The organism is Microbacterium sp. ZW T5_45, assembly GCF_044987415.1.
Lineage (GTDB): Bacteria > Actinomycetota > Actinomycetes > Actinomycetales > Microbacteriaceae > Microbacterium.
Window position 1 is genome coordinate 26,891 of sequence record NZ_JBJDRJ010000020.1, and the last position, 22,649, is coordinate 49,539.

Below are 22,649 nucleotides of genomic sequence, written 5' to 3' on the forward strand. Positions count from 1 at the left end.
GGCACGGAATCAGGAGAGCATCATGCCCAGGGAACGCGGGGAGAAGGTCATCGCGACCAATCGTCGCGCACGTCACGACTACAACATCGAGAAGTCGTACGAGGCGGGGATGGTGCTCACCGGCACCGAAGTCAAGTCACTCCGACAGGGACGCGCGAATCTCAGCGACGGCTATGCCTTCGTGAAGGGCAACGAGGTCTTCCTCGATTCCGTGCACATCCCGGAGTACTCGCAGGGACACTGGACGAACCACTCCGCGAAGCGCATCCGCAAGCTCCTGCTGCATCGTGAGGAGATCGCGAAGCTGCAGCACGCGGTGTCCGCCGGCGGGTACACGCTGATCCCGCTCAAGCTCTACTTCTCCGACGGTCGCGCCAAGGTCGAGATCGCCCTCGCCAAGGGAAAGCGCGAATACGACAAGCGCCAGACGCTGCGTGAGCGTCAGGACACCCGCGAGGCAGAGCGCGCGATGCGCACCCGCAATCGCATGGGGGACTGATCCGCGCAGGTCAGTGCGACCAGACCCTCTGCAGGAAGGCGACCTCCCGTTCGAGAGCATCGATGATGGTCTCCGCTGCCCGGAAGCCGTGGCCCTCGGCGGGATAGAGCACGTACTCGTGGTCGATCCCGTGCTCCGCGAGCGCATCGCGGATCGCCTCGGACTGCGCCGGCGGCACGACCCGATCCTCGCCACCCTGGAGCAGCAGCACCGGCACGCGGATGCGGTCCGCATGAGTCAGTGGGGATCGCTCGATGTACAGCGCCTCTGCATCGGGGAGAGGCCCGACGAGGCCTTCGATGTACGACGCCTCGAAGTCGTGCGAGTGCTCGACGAGCGCGCGGAGGTCGCCGACGCCGTAGCGGCTGATGCCGGCGGAGAAGACGCCGCCTCGCACGAGTGCGGAGAGCACGGTCCATCCTCCTGCAGAGCCTCCCCGGATGGCGAGGCGGTCCGGGTGCGCGAGTCCTGCATCGACGAGTCCGCGGGCCGCCGCGATGACATCGTCGACATCGACCACTCCCCATCCGCCGCGAAGCCGATCACGATAGTCGCGTCCGTACCCGGTGGATCCGCCGTAGTTCACGTCCAGCACGCCGATGCCGCGGCTCGTGTAGAACGCGATCGCGGACGACGCCGCACCCGTCACGTGCGCGGTGGGACCGCCGTGCACCAGGACGATGTAGGGAGCGGGTCCGAGGGACGGCGCGTTGACCTCGGGATTGGCGGGCTCGTAGGCGAAGGCGTGCACCGGGCCGTGTCGACCGTCGACGACGAGCGGTTTCGCGGCGGGCATCCAAGCGGCGTCGACCGCCTCTCCGCCCGTGACGGTCGTCGCGACACCCGTGTCCGCGTCCAGCAGCCATACTCCGGGGGTCACGGTCGAGCCGTTGCCGCTGAGCAGAACCAGGGATCCGGATGCGTCATCGACGCTGACATGGCCGTCGGCGGGGACGTGCACCGGGCGCGCGCCTCCGTCGGCATCGATGACGACGACCTGATCGCGCCCCTCGGTGCGGACGGCGACGATGCGACCTTCGTCGAGCGGCTGGAACCACCGGTTGCCGAGAACCCAGAGCCCGTAGCCGATGTCGGCATCGGCGGGGGCGATGATGAGCGGATCGCCCATCGTCGCGACGCCGTCGACCGGAACGCGCCGCAACGACCAGCGGCCCTCCGGGTCATCCGAGAACACGAGCTCGTCATCGCCGGTCCACTCGGGCTGAAGAGCCGCTCGCGACGGCACAACGGTCTCGCCGCCGTCGAATGCGCGCACGTGCAGGTGCGCCTCGTCCCACGGCATCCGTCGACCGCTCCACTGCACCCACGCGACGCGCGTCCCGTCGGGGGAGAGCGACGGATGCGCGTAGAAGTCGGCGCCGCTCGAGATCGTCCGGATCAGGTCCGGCCGATCGGCCGCCGACCCGTCCACGGGGATCTCGATGAGCGCCCGCAGATGGGGATCGGTGGACAGATCCTCTCTTACGGCGAAGAGTCGTCCCTGCTGCAGCCGTAGTCCGCCGTGAGCGGGTCCGGCGGGGGTCAGTGGCACCGGGGCGAGGCCCGGTTCCAGGCGGTGGACACGCTGATCGCGTGCGTCCACGAAGTACAGGATCGCCTCGTCGTCGGCTGTCCAGGCGCCTCCGCCGTACTCGTGCACCCGGGAACGTGCGCTCCATGGTGCGGGCAGCACCATCGAACCCGCGCTGCTGCGCACGGTCACCCGTCCGCCTTCCGCGGGAACGGACTCGCCCCACCAGATCTCGTCGCCGACGAAACGCGCTCCATCGATCCGCGGTGTGGATGCCGCGACCGATGCGGCGGTGACGGGAGAAGGCCAGAGAGCGAACGGCGACGACATGCTTCGAGCCTAGAGCGACCCGCCGGCGGGGCAGACGGAGACGGGGGCGTCAGACGGCGCGGAGCACCGCCACGACCTTGCCGAGGACGACGGCTTCGTCGCCCAGGATCGGCTCGAACGCCGAGTTCCGCGGGAGCAGCCAAGTGTGACCGTCGCGACGACGCAGCACCTTGACCGTGGCCTCGCCGTCGAGCATCGCGGCCACGATCTCTCCGTTTTCCGCACTGTGCTGGGAACGGACGACGACCCAGTCGCCGTCGCAGATGGCGGCGTCGATCATCGACTCGCCGGAGACCTTCAGCATGAACAGGTCACCCTTGCCAACGAGCTGACGCGGCAGCGGGAAGATCTCCTCGACCTGCTGATCGGCGGTGATCGGCACGCCTGCGGCGATGCGCCCGACCAGGGGCACCAGGGCCGCATCGCCCACGGGGGTCGCGACGTCCGCCGGATTCTCAGCGGACGTGCCGGGAAGATCGATGAGCACTTCCATCGCGCGGGTCTTCCCCGGGTCGCGCCGAAGGTAGCCGCTGAGTTCGAGCTGTCCGAGCTGATGCGTGACGCTGGAGAGCGACTTGAGGCCGACGGCGTCGCCGATCTCGCGCATGCTCGGCGGATAGCCGTGCCGACTGATCGAGGACTGGATCACCTCGAGGATCGCCATCTGCTTGGGGCTGAGGCTCTTCCGACGACGGGTGCGCGGGACATCGCTCGCCGGTGCGGAGTTCTCGCTCATCATGCTCCTTCAGTACGCGGATCCGGTGCCGCGGATCGAATGTCGGAGGCCCGTGGTGGGGTGTCCGTATCGAAACCGTATCCGAGAAACGGTCGGTCCTGGAATATCCGTTCGAGCGTGTCGCAGAATCCGGGGCCCGGGTTTCGAAGAATGCTTGACAGGGAATCGAACTCGAAGATATCTTCGGAACGTAGCTTCGCATCAACGGCTCCCGGCCGAGTCGCGGATGCGAACGCTACGCCAACTTCAGCAGAGGGAGCACGACATGAGCACCATCACCTTCACCGCAGCGGTCACCCCGGCTCGTCCGGCTACGCGCCTGCGGCTGACGGCACGCGGTCGACGTGTGCTGCTCGCTCTCGCTTCGGTGCCTCTTGCGGCGGGGATCGCGATCGCCGCCCTGTCCGGCGGCAACGCCGTCGCATCGAACGAACAGGTCGCGACTCCGAGCTTCGAGACCGTGACGGTCATGCCCGGCGACACGCTGTGGTCCATCGCCGAGTCCGTCGCACCTCAGGCCGACCCCCGCGAGGTCATCGGCGAGATCACGCGCCTCAATGCTCTCCACGGTGGCACCCTGCAGATCGGTGACGAGATCGCCATTCCTGCCGCGTACTCGGACTGACGGCATCGTTCTGTCGCCCCTGGGCCGTTCATCGGACGTCACCGAGGGAACCCGCTGCGTCAACGGGTTCTAGCATGGGAAGGGTGACCGTCTCTCTCGCCGACCTTCCGCTCCGCGACGACCTGCGCGGACTCACCCCGTACGGGGCTCCGCAGGTTCCGCTGCCCATCGCCCTCAACGTCAACGAGAACACGCATCCGGTTCCGGATGCCGTCGCGAGCGACATCCTCGATGACATCGCCGTCGCGATCAGAGACGTCAACCGCTACCCGGACCGGGAGTTCACGACGCTGCGTGAGGGTTTCGCGGAGTATCTCGGTCACGGCTTGACGGCCGATCGGATCTGGGCCGGCAACGGTTCGAACGAGGTCCTCCAGCACATCCTGCAGGCTTTCGGCGGACCGGGACGTACGGCGTTCGGATTCGCGCCCACGTACTCCATGTATCCGCTGATCGCTCAGGGGACGGGCGCACGCTGGATAGCCGGCACGCGTGAGCCGTACTACACCATCACGCCGGAAGAGGCTGCCGCCCAGGTGCGCGAGGCCGACCCCGACGTCATCCTCCTCTGCTCTCCGAACAACCCCACGGGCACCCCTCTCGGGCTCGACGTGGTCGAGGCCGTGTACGAGGCCGCGCACGGGATCGTGGTCGTGGACGAGGCGTATCAGGAGTTCGCCCCTCGCGATGCGCCGTCTGCTCTCTCGCTGCTCGACGGCCGCCCCCGCCTTGCGGTGTCGCGCACGATGAGCAAGGCCTTCGCCTTCGCCGGGGCGCGTGTCGGGTATCTCGCTGCGGATCCGGTCTTCATCGACGCGCTCCGTCTCGTGCGGCTTCCCTACCACCTGAGTGCGCTCACCCAGGCGGCCGCCGTTGCGGCGCTGCGCAACTCCGACGTGATGCTCGGAATGGTCGACGAGATCGTGGAGCAGCGCGACCGCATCACCGCGACGCTCGAGGCGCTGGGGTACACGCCGCACGAGTCGTGGTCGAACTTCGTGCTGTTCGGCGGGGTGTCCGACCCCAAGGCGGTGTGGCAGCAGCTCTACGAGCGCGGGGTCCTCATCCGCGACGTCGGGATCCCCGGCCACCTCCGCGTCACCGCGGGCACCGAGGCCGAGACCACCGCGTTCCTCGATGCCCTCGCATCGATAGGATCGGCGTCATGAGCACCACCGCCCCCCGCACCGCGCGTCGCGTTCGCAGCACGTCGGAATCCACCGTCGAACTCGAGTTGAACCTCGACGGCACCGGTGCCAGCAGCATCGACACGTCGGTGCCGTTCTTCGACCACATGCTCACGGCGTTCGCGAAGCACTCGCTCACCGATCTCACCGTGCGCGCGACGGGCGACACGAACATCGACGCCCATCACACGGTCGAGGACATCTCCATCGTGCTCGGCCAGGCGATCAGGGAGGCGCTCGGTGACAAGTCGGGCATCTCCCGCTATGGTGACGCGCTCGTCCCGCTCGACGAGGCGCTCGCGCAGGCGGTCGTCGACATCTCCGGCCGCCCGTACCTCGTGCACGAGGGTGAGCCGGCCGGGTACGAATTCCACCTCATCGGCGGTCACTTCACCGGTGCCCTGGTTCGTCACTCGTTCGAAGCGATCACCTTCAATGCCGGCCTCACGGTGCACGTCCGTGTCCTCGGCGGGCGCGATCCTCACCACATCGCCGAAGCCGAGTACAAGGCCTTCGCGCGCGCTTTCCGCCAGGCCAAGGCACTCGATCCCCTCGTCGACGGCATCCCCTCCACCAAGGGCGCGCTGTGAGTCGCACACCGAGAGTCGCCGTCTACGACTACGAGTCGGGCAACGTCCACTCCGCCGTCAAGGCTCTCGCTGCCGCGGGCGCGGATGCCGTGCTCACCCGCGACCGCACCGAGGCGCTCGAGGCGGATGGCCTCGTGGTGCCGGGCGTCGGTGCCTTCCAGGCGGTCCGTGATGCGCTCCACGCCCACGGCGGCGATGAGATCATTGACCGGAGGCTCTCCGGGAGCAGACCCGTTCTCGGTATCTGCGTGGGCATGCAGGTGCTGTTCTCGCACGGTGTCGAGCGCGGGCACGATACGGAGGGCCTGGGGGAGTGGCCGGGTGCGGTCACCGAGCTGAACGCCCCCGTTCTTCCGCACATGGGGTGGAACACCGTCGAGCCGGGGGCGGACAGCGTGCTGTTCCGAGGGCTCGAAGAGGAGCGCTTCTACTTCGTGCACTCGTATGCGGCGCAGAAGTGGGAGCTCGACGTCATCCCGCCGTTCCCGCAGCCGGTGCTCACCTGGACCACGTACGGGGACCCGTTCCTCGCGGCGGTGGAGAACGGTCCGTTGTCGGCCACGCAGTTCCACCCCGAGAAGTCCGGTGAGGCCGGTATCCAGCTTCTCCGGAACTGGATCTCGAGCCTCTGACCCGACGCTGGACGCTGCCGCATTTGGGGGAGCGTCCATGGCCGGAGTACCCTCGGTTCTCGTGCCCGCGATCGGCACGCCCTCCTCACTCAAGGACGTCATGAACGACTTCGCGCAGTCTCCCTCGCTCACTCTCCTTCCCGCGGTCGATGTCGCCGGCGGCAAGGCGGTCCGCCTCACGCAGGGCGAGGCCGGCAGCGAGACCAGTTACGGCGACCCGCTGGATGCCGCAGGCGAGTGGGTCGCGCAGGGCGCGGAGTGGATCCACCTCGTCGATCTGGACGCGGCCTTCGGCCGGGGGAGCAACGCGCCCATCCTGCGCAAGGTCACCAAGCAGTTCCGCAACGTGAACATCGAGCTCTCCGGCGGCATCCGCGACGACGCCTCCCTCGAGGCCGCCCTCGAGAGCGGTGCCACCCGGATCAACCTGGGCACGGCCGCACTCGAGAACCCCGAGTGGGCGGCCGATGTGATCGGTCGCTACGGCGAGGCGATCGCGGTGGGGCTCGACGTGCGCGGCACGACCCTCGCCGCTCGCGGCTGGACCAAGGACGGCGGCGACCTCTGGGAGGTGCTGGAGCGCCTCGAGGATGCCGGCTGCAGCCGCTACGTCGTCACCGACGTGACGAAGGACGGAACGCTGCGCGGCCCGAACCTCGAGCTGCTCCGCGAGATGACCTCGCGCACTCCGAAGCCCGTCGTGGCCTCAGGGGGCATCGCAAGCCTCGACGACATCGCTGCGCTGCGGGAGCTCGTGCCGCTCGGTGTCGAAGGCGCGATCGTGGGCAAGGCGCTGTACGCCGGTGCCTTCACGCTGGCTGAGGCGCTGGATGTCGCCGGAGCCTGACGCGCACTCCTGCGGACCGGACGCTCACGACCACGGTCCGCACAACTCGGGCGACTCCGCGGGGGTCCCCTGGGAGGGGCGGAGTTTCCAGTCGAACCCGCACGCGGCCGACGACGGCTCTGCGGATCCGGCCCTTCTCGACGCTCTCCTGCGTTTCCGCACGGGTGCGGGATCTCAGGTCGAGGTGGTCGACGCCTTCCGTTCGGCGCGGGTCCTGATCCCCTTGATCGCAGAGAAGGGCGAAGACGGAGTCGGCCCGACCGGTCTCGCGGTCGACAAGACGCAGGAGCTCTCGATCGTCACCGTCGCGGCCCCGGATGGTCGTCGGGTGCAGCCGGTGTTCTCCTCCGTGCAGGCCATGCAGCGGTGGGATGCAGCCGCCCGCCCGATTCCCGTGCCCGCTCTGCGCGCGGCTCTCGCGGCGTCCGCGGAGGACACCGACCTCATCGTCCTGGACCCGACGTCCGACACCGAGTTCGTGATCCGACGACCCGCGGTCTGGGCGATCGCACAGGAGCAGCGCTGGGAGCCGAGCTTCTTGTCACCCGAGGTCTTCCGCGCGCTCCAGGAGAGCGTCGCGCACGAGCTCGCAGTGATCGACGTCGCGGTCGCCGCCGGTGATCCGGATGCCCGCCTGCGGGGCCCCGAGCTCGTCGTCGTGCTCGAACTCGTCGATGGGTTGGAGCGTGCGGTGCTGGATGCCGTGCTGGCGCGGCTCGCGCAGCGCTGGGCCGCGGATGACCGCATCGCCGTGCTCGCCGACTCGCTCACCGTGAAGCTGCGCCGCTCCGCCTGACCTCACCGCTCCGCCTGACCTCACCGCTCCGCCTGACCTCGCCGCGGTCGCTGCGCTCTCTCGCTCAGCAACCGGGGGAGCAACCTCATGCCTTCCAACCGTCGTCATCGAGGACCAGAGGGCGCAGGGATGGCTGTGTGAGGCGAATCGGGAGGGGCCCGCGAAGCGGGAAGGAGCCCGCTCTTCGCCTCACACAGCCATCCCGGAGCCCGCGAATAGGGCCTAGTTGACCGGCCCCGTCCACTTCTCGCCCGGCCCCCTGCCGATCGGGTCGGGGATCGTCGAGGTCTCGCGGAACGCGAGCTGCAGCGAGCGGAGTCCATCGCGCAGCGAGCGCGCGTGCATGTCGCTGATCTCCGGTGCGCCAGCCGTGATGAGTCCCGAGAGCGCGTTGATGAGTTTGCGGGCCTCATCGAGGTCGATCTGCGCGGCGGCATCCGGGTCGTCCGCCAGCCCGAGCTTCACAGCGGCAGCACTCATCAGGTGGACCGCCGCGGTCGTGATCACCTCGACCGCGGGTACGTCGGCGATGTCGCGCGTCGCGGACGACGCCGCCTCCTCCTGCCGTGCCCAGCGCTCTTCGCGCTCGCGGTCGGCTCCGTCGGATACCTGGTTCGTCACTTCGCCTTGCCTTCTGTTAGACTGTGTCGGGCTCCGGAGCGTCATGCTCCGGCACGAAAGAGGATTCACTTCCCACCCGCGCTTGCCGTTCCAGGCTACCGGGTCTTGCACTCCACCGGATCGCGTCCACGACGCCGACGGCAGTATGGGTGCGGAGCCGGCGTCTGATCGTCGGCGGGTGGGGGAGGACTCCGATTTCGCCCGGGATGCCGTCAGCATCCTGGTGGCCGAAACCATCGTCTAAGGAGTTCCGCATCAGCGATCCCCGCACCAATGAGCGCATCCGCGTCCCCGAGGTCCGCCTCGTCGGCCCCGCGGGTGAGCAGATCGGCGTCGTCCGCATCGAGGCGGCGTTGCGCCTTGCGCAGGAGGCCGATCTCGACCTCGTCGAGGTAGCACCCAACTCGAAGCCTCCCGTGGTCAAGATCATGGACTACGGCAAGTTCAAGTACGAAGCCGCCCAGAAGGAGAAGGAAGCTCGCCGCAACCAGGCGAACACCGTTCTCAAGGAGGTCCGCTTCCGACTGAAGATCGAAGCTCACGACTACACGACGAAGCTCAAGCGCGCCGAGGGCTTCCTCAAGGCCGGCGACAAGGTCAAGGCCATGATCCTGTTCCGCGGCCGCGAGCAGTCGCGTCCGGAGCAGGGTGTGCGTCTGCTGCGCAAGTTCGCCGAGGACGTGGCCGAGCTCGGCACCGTCGAGTCGAACCCGACCATCGACGGTCGCAACATGGTGATGATCGTGGCCCCGCTGAAGAGCAAGTCCGAGGCCAAGCAGGAGCAGAACGCCGTCCGCGATGCGAAGAAGCAGGCCGCTCGCGACGCGAAGCACGACGCCGACGCTCCGGCCGAGGCCGCGGCGGAGTGACACCCGCCCCACAGACTCCCGCTCTGCGGGTTGACACCGTCGCCTGAGAAGGCGCCATACGAAGGAAGAGAAGATGCCGAAGCAGAAGACCCACTCGGGTGCCAAGAAGCGCTTCAAGATCACCGGCAGCGGAAAGCTGAAGAAGCAGCAGGCCGGGATGCGCCACAACCTCGAGCACAAGTCGAGCCGTCGCACCCGTCGCCTCAACCAGGACCAGGTTCTGTCGAAGGCAGACGCCAAGGTCGCGAACAAGCTTCTCGGCCGCTGACGCGCCGAACGCACGAATAGGAACACAGGAAAATGGCAAGAGTCAAGCGGGCGGTAAACGCCCACAAGAAGCGTCGCGTCATCCTCGAGCGCGCGTCCGGTTACCGCGGCCAGCGTTCGCGCCTCTACCGGAAGGCCAAGGAGCAGGTCATCCACTCCCTGGTCTACTCGTACCGGGACCGTCGCAAGCGCAAGGGCGACTTCCGTCGCCTCTGGATCCAGCGCATCAACGCCGCTGCACGCCAGAACGGCATGACGTACAACCGCTTCATCCAGGGCCTCGGCCTCGCGGGCGTGACGGTCGACCGTCGCATCCTCGCGGACCTCGCCGTGAACGACGCCGCGACCTTCACCACGCTGGTGGAGACCGCGAAGAAGGCTCTGCCCTCCGACGTCAACGCGCCGAAGGCGTCTGCGTAAGCAGCATCCTCTCGCACAGGGCGCTCTCCTTCGGGAGGGTGCCCTGTTCGCGTATCCGGGCCGCTTCGCGTATCGGGGCGCATCGCGTGTCCGGGCGCCGCGTCGCGTCAGCCTCGGCGTGCCCACGCTGTGCGCACGCCGAGATCGACGACGGATGCCGCCACCGCGGCGATCGCGTAGACGACGATGTCACGCACAGCGAACTCCTCGCCGAGGACGAGTGAGACGGCAGGGACGTCCGCCGTCCAGCCGAGGGGGAGCCCCGTCAGCTGGAACAGCTCGATTCCCGTGCAGACGGCGACGGTCGCGACCATGAGGAGCCACCACCGTGCGCGGGGGACCACGAACGCGGCGATCAGGTAGATCAGCACCGCGTAGAGGGCGTCCCCGAGGACGTCGCGCGGGACGCCGTCGGGAAGAGCGCGGCTCACGAGTCCGACCGCGACGGTCGTCGCGGCGAGAACAGCCAGCGCGACACGACGGCGCGGTCTCGCAGCGGCATCCGTCGTCATGGACGCACCCTATCCGGATCGCGCGGGAACGGCCTCCGCGTCCCTAGACTGAGAGCGTGCTGGAGAACCCCCGGTCCCCCCGAGTCCGAGCCGTCGCCAAGCTGACCAAGCGCAGTGCGCGAACGGAGACCGGGCTGTATCTGCTCGAAGGTCCGCAAGCTGTCCGGGAAGCACTCACCTATCGGCCCGACGCGATCGTCGAGCTGTTCTCCACCCAGGGCGGGTGGGAGCGGCATCCCGATATCAGGGCCAAGGCGACGGATGCCGCGATCGACGTCGAGTACGTCACCGAATACGTGCTGAACGCGATGGCCGACACCGTCACGCCACAGGGGATCGTCGCGGTCGTGCGGCAGACGCCGGTCACCGCCGAGGAGATCTTCGCCGCCGGCCCGACGCTCGTGGCCATCTGCCAAGAGGTGCGCGACCCCGGCAACCTGGGCACGATCATCCGGGCAGCGGATGCCGCGGGGGCGGATGCCGTCGTGCTCACCGGCCGCACGGTCGATCCCTACAACCCCAAGGTGGTCAGGGCCACCACGGGGTCGATGTTCCACCTCCCGGTGTCCGTGGGGCGTGAGCTCGATGAGGTCGTCGCGCTCGCTCACGGTGCCGGGCTGCGCGTCCTCGCGGCCGATGTGAAGGGCGATGACCTGCTCGCCGCTCGCGCCGGCGGGGTGCTCGAGGGCCCAACGGCCTGGCTCTTCGGGAACGAGGCGCGCGGCCTCGAGGACGACGCGCTCGCGCTCGCCGATCACGTGCTCAAGCTGCCGATCTTCGGGCGAGCGGAGTCGCTCAACCTGGCTACGGCCGCGAGCGTGTGCCTCTACGAGAGCGCCTTCGCGCAGCGCGCAGCCGTGGCAGACTGAAGCCGCGGGAGTACGGGGCTCCCGTCCCTGACGGAACCGGGAGCACATGCGGGTACTCATCGTCGAGGACGACCTCGGAGTGGCCAAGGCCCTCGAGGCGTTCCTCGGCCGCTCGGGGTACGCCACAGCACGGGCCGCCGATGGTCAGCAGGCGCTCGACGCCCTCGGACTGGACACCGAAGTGGTGCTGCTCGATCTCGGTCTGCCCGACATCGACGGGATCGACCTGTGCCGACGCATCCGGGCGCGCACCGACGTGCCGATCATCGTGGTGACCGCGCGCAGCCAGGTCGACGAACGGATCCGCGGACTGCGCGCCGGCGCCGACGACTTCGTGATCAAGCCGTACGACGTGCACGAGCTGCTGGCGCGCATCGAGGCGGTGACGCGTCGCACGCGACCGATCCCGGTGCAGTCCGACGACGTCATCCGACTGCATGCGGGCGCGATCGAGGTGGACGTCGTCCGCCGCACCCTCACGGTGCGAGGGGAGAACGTCGACCTCACCAAGAAGGAGTTCGACATCATCGCCGTCCTCGCTCGTTACCCGGGTGTCGCCGTGCCCCGGGACCGCCTGATCAGAGAGGTGTGGAAGACCGACTGGCACGGGTTCAGTCATTCGCTCGACGTCCACATCGCCGCCGTGCGTCGCAAGGTCCCGCAGGGCCTGGTCGAGACGGTGCGCGGCGTCGGCTACCGGCTCACCGGAGCGTGAGCGGTGCGCGTCCGCCTCATCGTCGTCTTCCTCGTCCCGCTCGTCGCGATCGTCCTCGCACTCGGGGGAGCGTATGCCTGGAGCACCACGCGCAGCGTGCAGCAGGACTTCTTCAGCGATCAGTTCGGCGATCTCACGTACTTCGTGACGAGCGCCCGGCAATCCCTGCGCTCGGAGAGTCCGGTGGTGTTGGAGGGCGAGGTGAGCCGGTATCAGGACGTGTACGGCATCCGCGTGGTGGTGATGGAGGTCTCGGGTGGCGTGTGGGCTGCCAGCGACCCATCGGCCGGCGTGTTGGAGGAGGCGGATGCTGAGCTCGTCCAGCTCGCACTGAGCGGCCGTCGCTCCGAGCAGCCGGAGCCGGTCTTCCCCTGGCCCGCGACCGAGGCGACGATGGTCGAGCCGGTCTTCGACGACAGCGATGTGATCGGTGCGGTGCTCATCTCGTCGAGCACCGATGCGCCGCGGTCCGAGATCGTGCAGCACTGGGTCGTGCTGTCGATGATCCTGATCCTGACGATCCTCGCGGGCCTCGTCCTCGTCACCGGGCTCGCGAACTGGGTGCTCGCGCCCGTACGACGGCTGGACGACGCGATGGCGGCCATCGAGCGCGGAGAGATGGACGCTCGTGTCGCGGAGGACACCGGTCCACCGGAACTGCGACGCATGACCACGCTGTTCAACAGGATGGCCGCCGAGATCGAGCGTGTGCTCGCTCGGCAGCAGGAGTTCGCGCTCAACGCCTCGCACGAGCTGCGGAACCCCCTCAATGCTCTGCTCCTGCGGGTCGAGCACCTCATGACAGGGCTGGGACCCGACTGGAAGGACGATATCGAGGAGACCAGGGAGGAAGGGCGCCGGATGACCCGCATCCTCGAGACGCTGCTCGGTCTGGCCCGCGGCAGCAGAGCGGATTCCGAGTCGCGTCCCGTCGACCTCGGCGAGATCGCTCGCCGCCGGGCCGAGGCCTGGCGAGACGTCGGAGCCCGACGGTCGCTGTCGATCGTCGACGCGGGGGAGAGCCGCGCCGTCATGGCGACGGCCGATCGGACCGTCGTCGAGAGCGCCCTCGACGCCGTGATCGACAATGCGGTGAAATACACCTCGGCGGGCGGCGTGATCGAGGTCGGCGCGACGGGTTCCACGGGTCGCCCCGGCATCGTCGTCCGCGACCACGGCCCCGGCCTCGACCCTGCGCAGATCGGCAACGCGACGGAGCGCTTCTGGCGCAGCGACGGTCCGGCCGACGTCGGCGGATCCGGTCTGGGCCTGGCGATCGCGACGGACCTGCTGCGTTCCATCGGCGGTGAGCTGAGCGTCGACTCCCCCGAGGACGGCGGACTGCGCGTCTCACTGTGGATGCAGACCGGAGAGCCGTCATGACCCTCGTCCGCAGGCTGGCTGCGGTCGCCTTCGGGGCAGCCATCGTGCTCGCGCTCAGCGCCTGCACCCCTTCCCACGGGGACTGGCGGGGGGAGAGCACCGTCATCGCCGGTGGCAGCCCCACAGGCGTCTACTACGAGTACGGGGAGCACCTGGCCGACGAGCTCAGCCAGCGACTGGGCGTCTCGGTGACCGTCGCCGAGACGAACGGGTCGGTCGACAACCTGCTGCGCGTCGCCGCGGGCGATGCTGTGGTGGGCTTCGCCCAGGGGGATGCCGCCGGGGATGCGGTCGCCGGCACCGGCGGGTTCGAGGATCCGCTTCCGCTTCAGGCGGTCGCGCGTCTGTACGACGAGTATCTGCACATCGTGGTGAGGGCGGACTCCGAGATCACCGATGTCGCGGAGCTCGCGGGGCGTCGGATATCGCTCGGTGCAGAGAACTCCGGCGTCAACGTGATCGCCACGCGCCTTCTGGATGCCGCCGCCGTCGACGTCGGGAGCATCGAGGACCCTCAACTGGGGCTCGCGGACTCGATCGCGGCGGTGAGCGCAGGAGAGATCGATGGATTCCTGTGGGTGGGGGGACTGCCCACCCCCGGCATCACGCAGTTGGCGAGCGAGGTCCCCATTCGGTTGTTGACGATCGATTCGGCCTGGGTGGCAGAGGTGAACGCCGAGCACTCGGGCGCCTACCGTCCGGCGGACATACCCGTCGGCACCTACGGAATCGAGGAGCCGGTCGTGACGATGGCGGTGCCGAACTTCCTGATGGCGGCATCCGACACCCCCGATGAGGTCATCCGTGACGTCGTCTCGACCCTTTTCGATGCTCGAGCGCGCATCGCGCAGGAGGTGCCGGTCGCCGCGCGTCTCGATCGTCGCCAGGCCATCTTCACGGAACCCGTCGAGCTGCACCCCGGCGCTCTCGAGTACTACCGAGACAGCCGGGATTGACCACGCCTCGCCCGCGATCACCCGGGGTGAGTCGATCCGGTAACGCCCCTGTTACGAGTCTCAAGAAATCCTCAAGAACTCTGCGGAGCCCTTTCGCGCTCTGACATCGTGAGGTCGTTCGCGCATGAGTCGACGCCGATTCGAAGCCCGAGGGGACGAGCTGCGCTCGACTCGACTCGATGGGCGACGCCGGAGGACCCGTGCCGGAGACAGACGAGTTTGGAGAAGAGATGACGTCAGACAACGCCCTCGTGGTGGTCGAGAACGTGCAGAAGCACTACGGCGACTTCCAGGCCCTCACCGACATCGATCTGACGGTCAACTCGGGTGAGGTCGTCGTCGTGATCGGTCCGTCCGGATCGGGCAAGTCGACGCTGTGCCGCACGATCAACCGCCTCGAGACCATCACGAGCGGCAGCATCCGGATCGACGGCAAGGAGCTGCCCGCCGAGGGCAAGGGCCTCGCGAACCTGCGCGCCGACGTCGGCATGGTGTTCCAGTCGTTCAACCTCTTCGCGCACCTGACGATCCTCGAGAACGTCACCCTCGGCCCGATCAAGGTGCGAGGTCTGAAGAAGGCGGATGCCGAGAAGGAGGCGCTGGAGCTGCTCGAGCGCGTCGGCGTCGCGAAGCAGGCGTCGAAGCTGCCCGCCCAGCTGTCGGGGGGACAGCAGCAGCGCGTGGCGATCGCGCGTGCGCTCGCGATGCACCCGAAGGTCATGCTCTTCGACGAGCCGACCAGCGCCCTCGACCCCGAGATGATCAACGAGGTGCTCGACGTGATGGTCGAGCTCGCACAGCAGGGGATGACCATGATCGTCGTCACGCACGAGATGGGCTTCGCCCGCAAGGCCGCCGACCGTGTCGTCTTCATGGCGGACGGCCACATCGTCGAGGAGGCGACGCCGGAGGAGTTCTTCACGAACCCGAAGAGCGATCGCGCCAAGGACTTCCTCTCGAAGCTCCTCACCCACTGATTCATACTTCACCCTCCGCACACACAGCACACGAAGGAGACGCACATGCGACGCACACGGACTCTGGCGGGAATCGGGATCGCGGCGGCAGCGCTGCTCGCCCTGACCGCCTGCAACAGCGGCACCCCGTCGAACCCTGGTGGCGACGCCGGGGGTGACGACGCCGGCGAGGACTCGACGTGGTTCGAGGTGGCGTCTGACGTCACGCTCGACGGCAGCCCCACGTTCGAGAAGATCCAAGAGGCGGGGAAGGTCACCGTCGGCGTGAAGGAGGACCAGCCGGGGCTCGGCTTCCTCGACGTGACGTCGGGAGAGCGCACCGGCTTCGACGTCGACATCGCCCGCTGGATCGCCGCATCCCTGGGCTACGACGAAGAGGACATCGAGTTCAAGCCGATCGCCTCGGCGAACCGTGAGCAGGCGATCGTGAACGGCGACATCGACTACTACGTCGGGACGTACTCGATCAATGACAAGCGCAAGGAGCTCATCGACTTCGCGGGTCCCTACTTCATCACGGGTCAGGGCCTTCTCGTCGCGGCTGACGCGCCGGGGGCCGACAAGCTCGAGGACTTCAACGGCAAGACCGTCTGTTCGGCGACCGGCTCGACGCCGATCCAGAACATCAAGGCGAACTTCCCCGAGATCAAGACGCAGGAATACGACCTGTATTCCGCATGCGTGCAGGATCTGATCGACGGCAAGGTCGACGCGGTCACGACCGATCAGGCGATCCTCATCGGCTATGCCGCGCAGTACCCGGACGACGTCAAGGTCACCGGGGGTCTGTTCACCGAGGAGCGTTACGGCGTTGGTCTCACGAAGGGTGATGACGTGCTCCGCGCGCACATCAACGACCTGTTCACGGACAACCCCGAGATCTGGCAGGCGATCTTCGACAAGAACCTCGGCTCCAGCGGCATCGAGGTCGAGCAGCCCGAAGTCGACGCGTACTGAATGACGTGAGGGCGGCCCCGTCGGGCCGCCCTCCACCGGATGAAGAGAAGGAGGCTGGCGTGGACGTCATCTTCGGCAACCTGGACCTGTGGGGAGGGGCCCTCGGGAACACACTGTTGGTGTTCTTCGCGGGCGGCGTGATCGCGCTGGTCCTGGGCATCATCGTGGGAGCGATGAGAGTCTCACCGGTACCGATCGCACGCGGCGTGGGGACCGTGTACGTGAACACCGTGCGGAACACGCCGCTCACGCTGGTCTTCTTCTTCTTCATCTTCGGCTATCCGCAGCTGGGGCTGCCGGATCTGTCGAACCTCGTCCTCGGCATCCTCGCGATCGGCATCTACACGGCCACCTATGTCGCGGAGGTGCTGAGGGCGGGCATCAATACGGTCCCGGTCGGGCAGGCCGAGGCCGCACGCGCGATCGGTCTCCCGTTCGGGCAGGTGATGACCGTGGTGATCCTCCCGCAGGCGTTCCGATCGGTCGTCCCTCCGATGATGAGCGTCTTCATCGCGCTGTTGAAGAACACGACTGTGGCAGCAGGGTTCTCGGTCGCGGAGCTCGCGGCGCTCCGTTCGACGATCAACGACAGTGCCGACCGACCGGGTAACCCGATGGAGGTCCTGCTCTGGGTCGCCGTCGTCTTCGTCGCCCTGGTCATGCTGATGAGCTGGCTGCAGCGCCATCTCGAGAACCGATGGAGGATCGCGCGATGAGCTCCGTACTGTACGACGTCCCCGGTCCGCGGGCGATCGCCCGCAACCGCTTCCTGGCCGTCATCACGATCGCTGTGGTCGTGATCGCCATCGGCTTCGTGGTCTACCGGCTCATCGAGACCGGACAGTTCACGGCGACGAAATGGTACGTCTTCTCGTTCTCCAACGTGTGGATGGGCATCCTCAAGGCGCTCGGCAACACGTTGGCCGCTTTCGCACTCGCTGCGGTTCTGAGCATCGTGCTCGGTTTCGTCCTGGCGATCGGGCGCCTGTCCGATCACGCCTGGGTACGGATTCCCGTCACCGTGATCACCGAACTCTTCCGGGCCGTGCCCGTGCTCGTGTTCATGATGCTGCTCTACTACGGCCTCCCCGTGATCGTCGACTTCAAGGTCGACCCCTACTGGGCCGTCGTCCTGGCGCTCATGGCGTACAACGGCTCAGTGCTCGCCGAGGTGCTGCGCGCCGGCGTCGAGTCGCTGCCCCGCGGGCAGAAGGAAGCGGGCTACGCGATCGGCCTCCGCAAGAGCGGTGTCATGCGGCTGATCCTGATGCCGCAGGCGATCAGGGCGATGCTGCCGGTCATCGTCGCCCAGCTCGTGGTCACGATGAAGGACACCGCCCTCGGGTTCATCATCACCTACCCCGAGCTGCTGTACTACGCCAAGCAGCTCACGTCCCAGCAGGGGCGGCCGATCCTGCAGTCGGCGTTCGTCATCGGCGGCATCTACATCATCATGTGCCTCATCCTCTCCGGCATCGCGAAGTGGGTGGAGATCCGCACGCGGCGCTCGCCCAAGGTCACGGGTCTGACCCCGGCGAACCCCGCCGCGGACGACGAGTCGACGCTCACCGAGGCGATCGCCATGCAGAAGGGCGCAGGCAGGTTCGACGGGACGAGCACCGGCGGGGTCTGAGCACCCCGCCGGGTCGCCGGTAGACTCGACTCTCGTGTCCGAGTCTCCAGAGATCACCCCAGAAGCGGTCGAAGCCGCTGTCGCCGCCGCCCTCGAGGCGATCGCCGCAGCCGCAGACACCGCAGAGCTGAAAGCGGCCCGCGCCGCACACGTCGCCGACGGATCGCCGCTCGCGGTGCTGAACGCGTCGATGCGCCAGGTCGCCCCTGAGAACAAGGCGGCCTTCGGCAAGCTGGTCGGCCAGGGCCGCGGTCAGGTGACGAAGGCGCTCGCCGCGAAGGAGGCCGAGCTCGCCGAGGCCGAGGTCGCCGCCCGGCTCGAGGCCGAGCGCGTCGACATCACCGCCGTGCCGTCGCGCACACGGGTCGGCGCGCGGCATCCGCTCACCCTGCTCAGCGAGCAGATCTCCGACATCTTCGTCGGCATGGGCTGGGAGATCGCGGAGGGGCCCGAGCTCGAGCACGAGTGGTTCAACTTCGACGCCCTGAACTTCGACGTGGACCACCCCGCTCGTCAGGAGCAGGACACCTTCTACGTCGACCCGACGTCGCGCCACCTCGTGATGCGGACGCACACCAGCCCTGTGCAGGTGCGCTCGATGCTCGACCGCGAGGTCCCGATCTACGTGCTGTGCCCCGGACGTGTGTACCGCACGGACGAATTCGACGCGACGCACCTCCCGGTGTTCACGCAGTTCGAGGGCCTCGTGATCGACAAGGGCATCTCGATGGCGCACCTCAAGGGCACGCTCGACCACGTCGCACGTCAGCTCTTCGGGCCGGAGGCCAAGACCCGCTTCCGCACGAACTTCTTCCCCTTCACCGAGCCCTCCGCCGAGCTCGACCTCTGGCACCCGACCTTCAAGGGCGGTGCGCGCTGGATCGAGTGGGGCGGCTGCGGCATGGTGAACCCGAACGTGCTGCGAGCGGCGGGCATCGATCCCGACGTCTACAGCGGCTTCGCCTTCGGGATGGGTGTCGAACGCGGACTCATGTTCCGCAGCGACGTGCAGGACATGCGTGACATGGCAGAGGGCGATGTCCGTTTCAGCGAGCAGTACGGGATGGTGGTGTGATGCGCGTCCCGCTTTCGTGGCTGCGTGAGTACGTCGATCTGGCAGCGGATGCCACGCCCGAGGATGTCCTCGCGGCGATGGTGTCGGTCGGATTCGAAGAGGAGGACGTGCACCGCTGCGACCTGACGGGTCCGATCGTCGTCGGCCAGGTGCTGTCGCTCGAGCCCGAGCCGCAGTCGAACGGCAAGACCATCAACTGGTGCCAGGTCGACGTCGGCGAGGCGAACGGGGGCGTCCGCGGGATCGTCTGCGGCGCGCACAACTTCGTTGTCGGGGACAAGGTCGTGGCGACCCTGCCGGGTGCGGTGCTCCCCGGGCCGTTCCCGATCGCCGCGCGCAAGACCTACGGTCATGTCTCCGACGGCATGATCGCCTCGGCGCGCGAGCTGGGCCTCGGCGATGAGCACAACGGCATCCTCGTGCTGTCCGACCTCGGGATCGATGCTCCGGTCGGCACCGACGCGATCGCCCTCCTCGGCCTCGACGACGTCGCGGTCGACGTGAACGTCACCCCCGACCGCGGCTACGCGTTCTCGGTGCGCGGCATCGCCCGCGAGTACTCGCACGCCACCGGCGCCGAGTTCCGCGATCCGGCCGAGCGCGACTTCGCCGAGCTGCAGCCCGGCACCGGGCACACCGCGATCATCGACGACCAGGCACCCGTGCGCGGCAAGGTCGGCGCGAGCGAGTTCGTCACGCGCGTCGTCCGCGACGTCGACCCCTCGCGGCCGACGCCGCCCTGGATGATCGCCCGTCTGTCGCTCGCTGGCATGCGCTCGCTGGGCGTGCTCATCGACATCACCAACTACGTGATGCTCGAGCTCGGTCAGCCGCTGCACGGCTACGACCTCGACACGCTGACCGGCGGCATCACCGTGCGTCGCGCGGCGAAGGGCGAGAAGATCACGACGCTCGACGGGCAGGAGCGTGCGCTCCACGTCGAGGATCTGCTGATCACCGACGACTCCGGCCCCATCGGCATTGCGGGCGTCATGGGCGGCGGCACGACCGAGATGACCGCGTCCACCCGCAACGTGCTCATCGAGGCGGCGACGTTCGACCCGGTGACGATCGCGCGCTCGGCCCGTCGCCACAAGCTGCCCAGCGAGGCGTCCAAGCGCTTCGAGCGCGGCGTGGACCCCCTGATCCCGTTCGTCGCGGCGCGCCGCGCGGCCGACCTCATGGTCGAACTCGCGGGCGGCACTCTCACAGAAGAGGGCGGGGCGCTGTTCGCCGAGGTGTTCGTGGGCGAAATCGAACTTCCCGCCGGCTTCGTGCAGACGCTGATCGGCGTCGATTACACGGATGCCGAGATCACGGGTGCGCTCGAGACGATCGGCGCCGAGGTGAGCCCTTCGGCGAGCTCAGGGACCCAGGACGGGTGGACGGTCATCCCGCCCACCTGGCGCCCCGACCTCACCGACAAATGGAGCCTCGCCGAGGAGGTCGCCCGCATCCACGGTCTCCACCGCATCCCCTCCGTGCTGCCGACGCCTCCGTCCGGACGTGGGCTCACTGCGCACCAGCGGGGGCGTCGCCGAGTAGCCAACGCCCTCGCGGCCGCCGGACTCGTGGAGATATCCGCGTTCCCGTTCACGAACGAGGCGCAGAACGATCTTCACGGCTCGGCGACGGGCGAGCACCTCCCCAGCATCCGCCTGGCGAACCCTCTCGACGGTCTGGCTCCGGCGCTGCGCCGGTCGCTGATCCCCGGGATCCTGCAGATCGCGCACCGCAACATCTCGCGCGGCTTCACGGATCTTGCGATCTTCGAGACCGGCACGGTGTTCCTGCCCGAGCAGGGCGTCGTGTACGGGACGGACGAGGTCCCTCCGCTCGGCGTGCGGCCGAGCGATGAGAAGCTCGCGGAGCTCAACGCATCGATCCCGCCGCAGCACCGACACGTCGCCGCGCTGTTCACCGGCAACGTGTCCGTACGTCAGCCGGGTCGTGCGGCCGAAGCAGCAGGGCTCTCGGAAGCGCTCGACGCGGTTCGGGTGATCGCGGCTGCCGCCGGCGTCGAGATCGACGTGGTCCAGACGCAGCGCGCGGCGCTGCACCCCGGCCGCACCGGATCGCTGCGCGTCGGCGAGGTCGAGGTCGGATACGTCGGCGAACTGCATCCCACGGTGGCGGCGGATGCCGATCTGCCCGGCCGCGCGACGGTGCTGGAGCTCGATCTCGACGGCATCCTCTCCCTCGCGGATGGCGGGACGGTCGCGGCATCGCTGTCGACCTTCCCCGCAGCGACCCAGGACGTCTCGCTCACCGTCGCCGCCGAGGTGCCGGCCGGAGAGGTCCGTGCTGCGCTGGTCGAGGGAGCAGGGCCGATGCTGGAGTCCGTGCGGCTCGTCGACGACTACCGCGGCGAGGGCGTGCCCGACGGGACCAAGAGCCTGACGTTCGCCCTGCGATTCCGTGCGGATGACCGCACGCTCACGGCGGCGGAGGCGACCGAGGCGAAGCTCGCCGGTGTCGCTGTCGCCGCGGAGCGGTTCGGCGCCGCGCTGCGCGACTGACACCCACAGCGGAACGGATCGGCGCGGTCGTCCCTCGGGGCGCCGCGCCGATCTGCTCTCGGCGGAACATCTTCCGCCTGCGGCCGGATGCTGATGGCATGGGCGTATGACGAACATGTTGATCCTCGGCGGAACCGGGTGGCTGTCGGGGCGCATCGCGGGCCAGGCGATCGAGGCGGGAATCGAGGTGACCTGCGTGAGCCGCGGAGAACGACGCTCGCCCGAGGGAGCCTCGGAGGTCTTCGCCGATCGAGACCAGCCAGAGGCTTACCGCGACGTCGCCGGACGCTCCTGGGATCACGTCGTCGACATCTCCTCTCGCGCCGATCACGTGGCCGCTGCCGTCGATGCCCTGGGCGAGCGCGCCCGACGATGGACCTATGTGTCGTCGGTGTCGGCGTATGCGGATGACACGACGATCGGTGCGGACGAGACTGCGGTGCTGCACGCGCCGGCCACTTCCAGCGATGACGACTACGGTGCGCAGAAGTCAGCGGCGGAGGGCGCCGTCCGTACGCTCGGCGATCGTGCGCTCGTCGTACGGCCCGGACTCATCGTCGGTGCCGGGGACCCCAGCGACCGGTTCGGATACTGGGCCGCGGCGTTCGTTCGTGCAGTGGACGGTGCCGTGCTGCTGCCGCCGACAGGAGACCGCGAGACCCAGGTCATCGACGTCGAGGATCTCGCGGCATTCGTCGTCGGCGCAACGGCGTCCGGGACGGTGAACGCGGTGGGCGACCGGCATCCGCTCTCGGACGTGCTCGCGCTGTTCGAGGAGGCGAGCGGTGAGCGCCACGAGATCACCGTGGCGGACGAGGACGTATTGGTCGACGCGGGCGTCTCGTATTGGATGGGGGAGCGTTCGCTGCCGCTGTGGCTTCCGCCGGACACGCCGGGCTTCATGACGCGGACGAACGCGCGCTACCGCGAGGCCGGAGGGATGCTGCGACCGCTTGAGGACACGATCGCTGCGGTGACCGCCGACGAGCGGGCTCGGGGAGTGGACCGTCCGCGCAGATCCGGTCTCACCCGGGCCGAGGAGCTGGCGCTGCTCGACGCGCTGCGCACATCCGGTTCCTGAGCGAGCGGGGCGAGACGAGGGG

At 68.3% G+C, this 22,649-nt stretch carries 25 protein-coding genes; 21 read left to right on the forward strand and 4 right to left on the reverse strand.

What is annotated here, in order from left to right:
• The first annotated feature begins 22 nt into the window (after window positions 1-22).
• A complete protein-coding gene (gene smpB / locus ACI3KS_RS11655; RefSeq protein ID WP_404918429.1) occupies window positions 23-499 on the forward strand; it encodes an SsrA-binding protein SmpB in 477 nt (158 codons plus the stop codon).
• 10 nt (window positions 500-509) lie between these two features.
• Here the strand turns inward: smpB and ACI3KS_RS11660 are convergent, their stop codons facing one another.
• The gene (locus ACI3KS_RS11660; RefSeq protein WP_404918431.1) at window positions 510-2,360 is read right to left on the reverse strand and encodes a S9 family peptidase; all 1,851 of its coding nucleotides are present in this window, start codon (window positions 2,358-2,360) and stop codon (window positions 510-512) included.
• 49 nt (window positions 2,361-2,409) lie between these two features.
• Window positions 2,410-3,096: a transcriptional repressor LexA gene (gene lexA, locus ACI3KS_RS11665; protein ID WP_404918433.1), complete on the reverse strand. Its 687-nt coding sequence runs from the start codon at window positions 3,094-3,096 to the stop codon at window positions 2,410-2,412.
• Window positions 3,097-3,361: 265 nt separating this feature from the next.
• On the opposite strand from lexA, the gene ACI3KS_RS11670 reads away from it, so the two are divergent.
• The 6 genes from ACI3KS_RS11670 to ACI3KS_RS11695 all read left to right on the forward strand — a co-directional run bounded on the left by ACI3KS_RS11670 (window position 3,362) and on the right by ACI3KS_RS11695 (window position 7,773).
• A complete protein-coding gene (locus tag ACI3KS_RS11670; protein ID WP_404918435.1) occupies window positions 3,362-3,721 on the forward strand; it encodes a LysM peptidoglycan-binding domain-containing protein in 360 nt (119 codons plus the stop codon).
• 74 nt (window positions 3,722-3,795) lie between these two features.
• Window positions 3,796-4,890, forward strand: coding sequence for a histidinol-phosphate transaminase (locus ACI3KS_RS11675; protein WP_404918437.1), 1,095 nt, complete (start codon window positions 3,796-3,798; stop codon window positions 4,888-4,890).
• Window positions 4,887-5,498 (forward strand): imidazoleglycerol-phosphate dehydratase HisB, encoded by a 612-nt coding sequence (gene hisB / locus ACI3KS_RS11680; protein ID WP_404918439.1) that lies wholly within the window; start codon window positions 4,887-4,889, stop codon window positions 5,496-5,498. The genes ACI3KS_RS11675 and hisB overlap by 4 nt, the downstream gene beginning before the upstream one ends.
• Window positions 5,495-6,130: an imidazole glycerol phosphate synthase subunit HisH gene (hisH, locus tag ACI3KS_RS11685; protein WP_404918441.1), complete on the forward strand. Its 636-nt coding sequence runs from the start codon at window positions 5,495-5,497 to the stop codon at window positions 6,128-6,130. Before hisB ends, hisH begins: the two co-directional genes overlap by 4 nt.
• 100 nt (window positions 6,131-6,230) lie before the next feature.
• Window positions 6,231-6,977, forward strand: a complete 747-nt coding sequence (gene priA / locus ACI3KS_RS11690) for a bifunctional 1-(5-phosphoribosyl)-5-((5-phosphoribosylamino)methylideneamino)imidazole-4-carboxamide isomerase/phosphoribosylanthranilate isomerase PriA (RefSeq protein WP_404918505.1) — start codon at window positions 6,231-6,233, stop codon at window positions 6,975-6,977.
• Window positions 6,961-7,773: an SseB family protein gene (locus ACI3KS_RS11695; RefSeq protein WP_404918443.1), complete on the forward strand. Its 813-nt coding sequence runs from the start codon at window positions 6,961-6,963 to the stop codon at window positions 7,771-7,773. Before priA ends, ACI3KS_RS11695 begins: the two co-directional genes overlap by 17 nt.
• Window positions 7,774-7,995: 222 nt before the next feature.
• Here the strand turns inward: ACI3KS_RS11695 and ACI3KS_RS11700 are convergent, their stop codons facing one another.
• Window positions 7,996-8,394, reverse strand: a complete 399-nt coding sequence (locus ACI3KS_RS11700) for a DUF1844 domain-containing protein (RefSeq protein WP_404918445.1) — start codon at window positions 8,392-8,394, stop codon at window positions 7,996-7,998.
• 206 nt (window positions 8,395-8,600) lie between these two features.
• Here ACI3KS_RS11700 and infC point away from each other — a divergent pair, with 206 nt between their 5' ends.
• The 3 genes from infC to rplT all read left to right on the forward strand — a co-directional run bounded on the left by infC (window position 8,601) and on the right by rplT (window position 9,950).
• Complete coding sequence (infC, locus tag ACI3KS_RS11705) at window positions 8,601-9,263, forward strand: translation initiation factor IF-3 (protein WP_404918447.1); 663 nt, start codon at window positions 8,601-8,603, stop codon at window positions 9,261-9,263.
• Window positions 9,264-9,336: 73 nt separating this feature from the next.
• Window positions 9,337-9,531, forward strand: a complete 195-nt coding sequence (gene rpmI / locus ACI3KS_RS11710) for a 50S ribosomal protein L35 (RefSeq protein WP_247625340.1) — start codon at window positions 9,337-9,339, stop codon at window positions 9,529-9,531.
• A 32-nt stretch (window positions 9,532-9,563) separates the two neighbouring features.
• Window positions 9,564-9,950 (forward strand): 50S ribosomal protein L20, encoded by a 387-nt coding sequence (gene rplT, locus ACI3KS_RS11715; protein WP_404918449.1) that lies wholly within the window; start codon window positions 9,564-9,566, stop codon window positions 9,948-9,950.
• A 107-nt stretch (window positions 9,951-10,057) separates the two neighbouring features.
• Here rplT and ACI3KS_RS11720 read toward each other — a convergent pair whose 3' ends face one another.
• Window positions 10,058-10,462: a DUF2809 domain-containing protein gene (locus ACI3KS_RS11720; RefSeq protein ID WP_404918451.1), complete on the reverse strand. Its 405-nt coding sequence runs from the start codon at window positions 10,460-10,462 to the stop codon at window positions 10,058-10,060.
• A gap of 56 nt (window positions 10,463-10,518) precedes the next feature.
• Here ACI3KS_RS11720 and ACI3KS_RS11725 point away from each other — a divergent pair, with 56 nt between their 5' ends.
• The 11 genes from ACI3KS_RS11725 to ACI3KS_RS11775 all read left to right on the forward strand — a co-directional run bounded on the left by ACI3KS_RS11725 (window position 10,519) and on the right by ACI3KS_RS11775 (window position 22,627).
• A complete protein-coding gene (locus ACI3KS_RS11725; RefSeq protein ID WP_404918453.1) occupies window positions 10,519-11,331 on the forward strand; it encodes a TrmH family RNA methyltransferase in 813 nt (270 codons plus the stop codon).
• A 46-nt stretch (window positions 11,332-11,377) separates the two neighbouring features.
• Window positions 11,378-12,046, forward strand: a complete 669-nt coding sequence (locus ACI3KS_RS11730; RefSeq protein ID WP_404918455.1) for a response regulator transcription factor — start codon at window positions 11,378-11,380, stop codon at window positions 12,044-12,046.
• Between the two features lie 3 nt (window positions 12,047-12,049).
• Window positions 12,050-13,429, forward strand: coding sequence for an ATP-binding protein (locus ACI3KS_RS11735; protein ID WP_404918457.1), 1,380 nt, complete (start codon window positions 12,050-12,052; stop codon window positions 13,427-13,429).
• Window positions 13,426-14,385, forward strand: coding sequence for a TAXI family TRAP transporter solute-binding subunit (locus ACI3KS_RS11740; protein ID WP_404918459.1), 960 nt, complete (start codon window positions 13,426-13,428; stop codon window positions 14,383-14,385). Before ACI3KS_RS11735 ends, ACI3KS_RS11740 begins: the two co-directional genes overlap by 4 nt.
• A gap of 230 nt (window positions 14,386-14,615) precedes the next feature.
• Window positions 14,616-15,362 (forward strand): amino acid ABC transporter ATP-binding protein, encoded by a 747-nt coding sequence (locus tag ACI3KS_RS11745; RefSeq protein ID WP_404918461.1) that lies wholly within the window; start codon window positions 14,616-14,618, stop codon window positions 15,360-15,362.
• 45 nt (window positions 15,363-15,407) lie between these two features.
• The gene (locus ACI3KS_RS11750) at window positions 15,408-16,319 is read left to right on the forward strand and encodes a glutamate ABC transporter substrate-binding protein (protein ID WP_404918463.1); all 912 of its coding nucleotides are present in this window, start codon (window positions 15,408-15,410) and stop codon (window positions 16,317-16,319) included.
• Window positions 16,320-16,378: 59 nt separating this feature from the next.
• On the forward strand, window positions 16,379-17,035 hold the full coding sequence (locus ACI3KS_RS11755; RefSeq protein WP_404918465.1) for an amino acid ABC transporter permease: 657 nt from the start codon (window positions 16,379-16,381) through the stop codon (window positions 17,033-17,035).
• Window positions 17,032-17,952 (forward strand): amino acid ABC transporter permease, encoded by a 921-nt coding sequence (locus ACI3KS_RS11760; protein WP_404918467.1) that lies wholly within the window; start codon window positions 17,032-17,034, stop codon window positions 17,950-17,952. The genes ACI3KS_RS11755 and ACI3KS_RS11760 overlap by 4 nt, the downstream gene beginning before the upstream one ends.
• Window positions 17,953-17,986: 34 nt before the next feature.
• Window positions 17,987-19,027 (forward strand): phenylalanine--tRNA ligase subunit alpha, encoded by a 1,041-nt coding sequence (pheS, locus tag ACI3KS_RS11765; RefSeq protein WP_404918469.1) that lies wholly within the window; start codon window positions 17,987-17,989, stop codon window positions 19,025-19,027.
• Window positions 19,027-21,546, forward strand: a complete 2,520-nt coding sequence (gene pheT / locus ACI3KS_RS11770; RefSeq protein WP_404918471.1) for a phenylalanine--tRNA ligase subunit beta — start codon at window positions 19,027-19,029, stop codon at window positions 21,544-21,546. Before pheS ends, pheT begins: the two co-directional genes overlap by 1 nt.
• 106 nt (window positions 21,547-21,652) lie before the next feature.
• Window positions 21,653-22,627, forward strand: a complete 975-nt coding sequence (locus ACI3KS_RS11775; RefSeq protein WP_404918473.1) for an NAD-dependent epimerase/dehydratase family protein — start codon at window positions 21,653-21,655, stop codon at window positions 22,625-22,627.
• The last annotated feature ends 22 nt before the right edge of the window (window positions 22,628-22,649 follow it).

What these genes read in the sequence shown, in the direction of transcription:
- smpB (WP_404918429.1), top strand. Translation starts at nt 23, where the DNA reads ATGCCCAGGGAACGCGGGGAGAAGGTCATCGCGACCAATCGTCGCGCA.
- ACI3KS_RS11660 (WP_404918431.1), bottom strand. Translation starts at nt 2,360, where the DNA reads ATGTCGTCGCCGTTCGCTCTCTGGCCTTCTCCCGTCACCGCCGCATCG.
- lexA (WP_404918433.1), bottom strand. Translation starts at nt 3,096, where the DNA reads ATGAGCGAGAACTCCGCACCGGCGAGCGATGTCCCGCGCACCCGTCGT.
- ACI3KS_RS11670 (WP_404918435.1), top strand. Translation starts at nt 3,362, where the DNA reads ATGAGCACCATCACCTTCACCGCAGCGGTCACCCCGGCTCGTCCGGCT.
- ACI3KS_RS11675 (WP_404918437.1), top strand. Translation starts at nt 3,796, where the DNA reads ATGGGAAGGGTGACCGTCTCTCTCGCCGACCTTCCGCTCCGCGACGAC.
- hisB (WP_404918439.1), top strand. Translation starts at nt 4,887, where the DNA reads ATGAGCACCACCGCCCCCCGCACCGCGCGTCGCGTTCGCAGCACGTCG.
- priA (WP_404918505.1), top strand. Translation starts at nt 6,231, where the DNA reads ATGAACGACTTCGCGCAGTCTCCCTCGCTCACTCTCCTTCCCGCGGTC.
- ACI3KS_RS11695 (WP_404918443.1), top strand. Translation starts at nt 6,961, where the DNA reads ATGTCGCCGGAGCCTGACGCGCACTCCTGCGGACCGGACGCTCACGAC.
- infC (WP_404918447.1), top strand. Translation starts at nt 8,601, where the DNA reads ATGCCGTCAGCATCCTGGTGGCCGAAACCATCGTCTAAGGAGTTCCGC.
- rpmI (WP_247625340.1), top strand. Translation starts at nt 9,337, where the DNA reads ATGCCGAAGCAGAAGACCCACTCGGGTGCCAAGAAGCGCTTCAAGATC.
- rplT (WP_404918449.1), top strand. Translation starts at nt 9,564, where the DNA reads ATGGCAAGAGTCAAGCGGGCGGTAAACGCCCACAAGAAGCGTCGCGTC.
- ACI3KS_RS11720 (WP_404918451.1), bottom strand. Translation starts at nt 10,462, where the DNA reads ATGACGACGGATGCCGCTGCGAGACCGCGCCGTCGTGTCGCGCTGGCT.
- ACI3KS_RS11730 (WP_404918455.1), top strand. Translation starts at nt 11,378, where the DNA reads ATGCGGGTACTCATCGTCGAGGACGACCTCGGAGTGGCCAAGGCCCTC.
- ACI3KS_RS11740 (WP_404918459.1), top strand. Translation starts at nt 13,426, where the DNA reads ATGACCCTCGTCCGCAGGCTGGCTGCGGTCGCCTTCGGGGCAGCCATC.
- ACI3KS_RS11745 (WP_404918461.1), top strand. Translation starts at nt 14,616, where the DNA reads ATGACGTCAGACAACGCCCTCGTGGTGGTCGAGAACGTGCAGAAGCAC.
- ACI3KS_RS11750 (WP_404918463.1), top strand. Translation starts at nt 15,408, where the DNA reads ATGCGACGCACACGGACTCTGGCGGGAATCGGGATCGCGGCGGCAGCG.
- ACI3KS_RS11760 (WP_404918467.1), top strand. Translation starts at nt 17,032, where the DNA reads ATGAGCTCCGTACTGTACGACGTCCCCGGTCCGCGGGCGATCGCCCGC.
- pheT (WP_404918471.1), top strand. Translation starts at nt 19,027, where the DNA reads ATGCGCGTCCCGCTTTCGTGGCTGCGTGAGTACGTCGATCTGGCAGCG.
- ACI3KS_RS11775 (WP_404918473.1), top strand. Translation starts at nt 21,653, where the DNA reads ATGACGAACATGTTGATCCTCGGCGGAACCGGGTGGCTGTCGGGGCGC.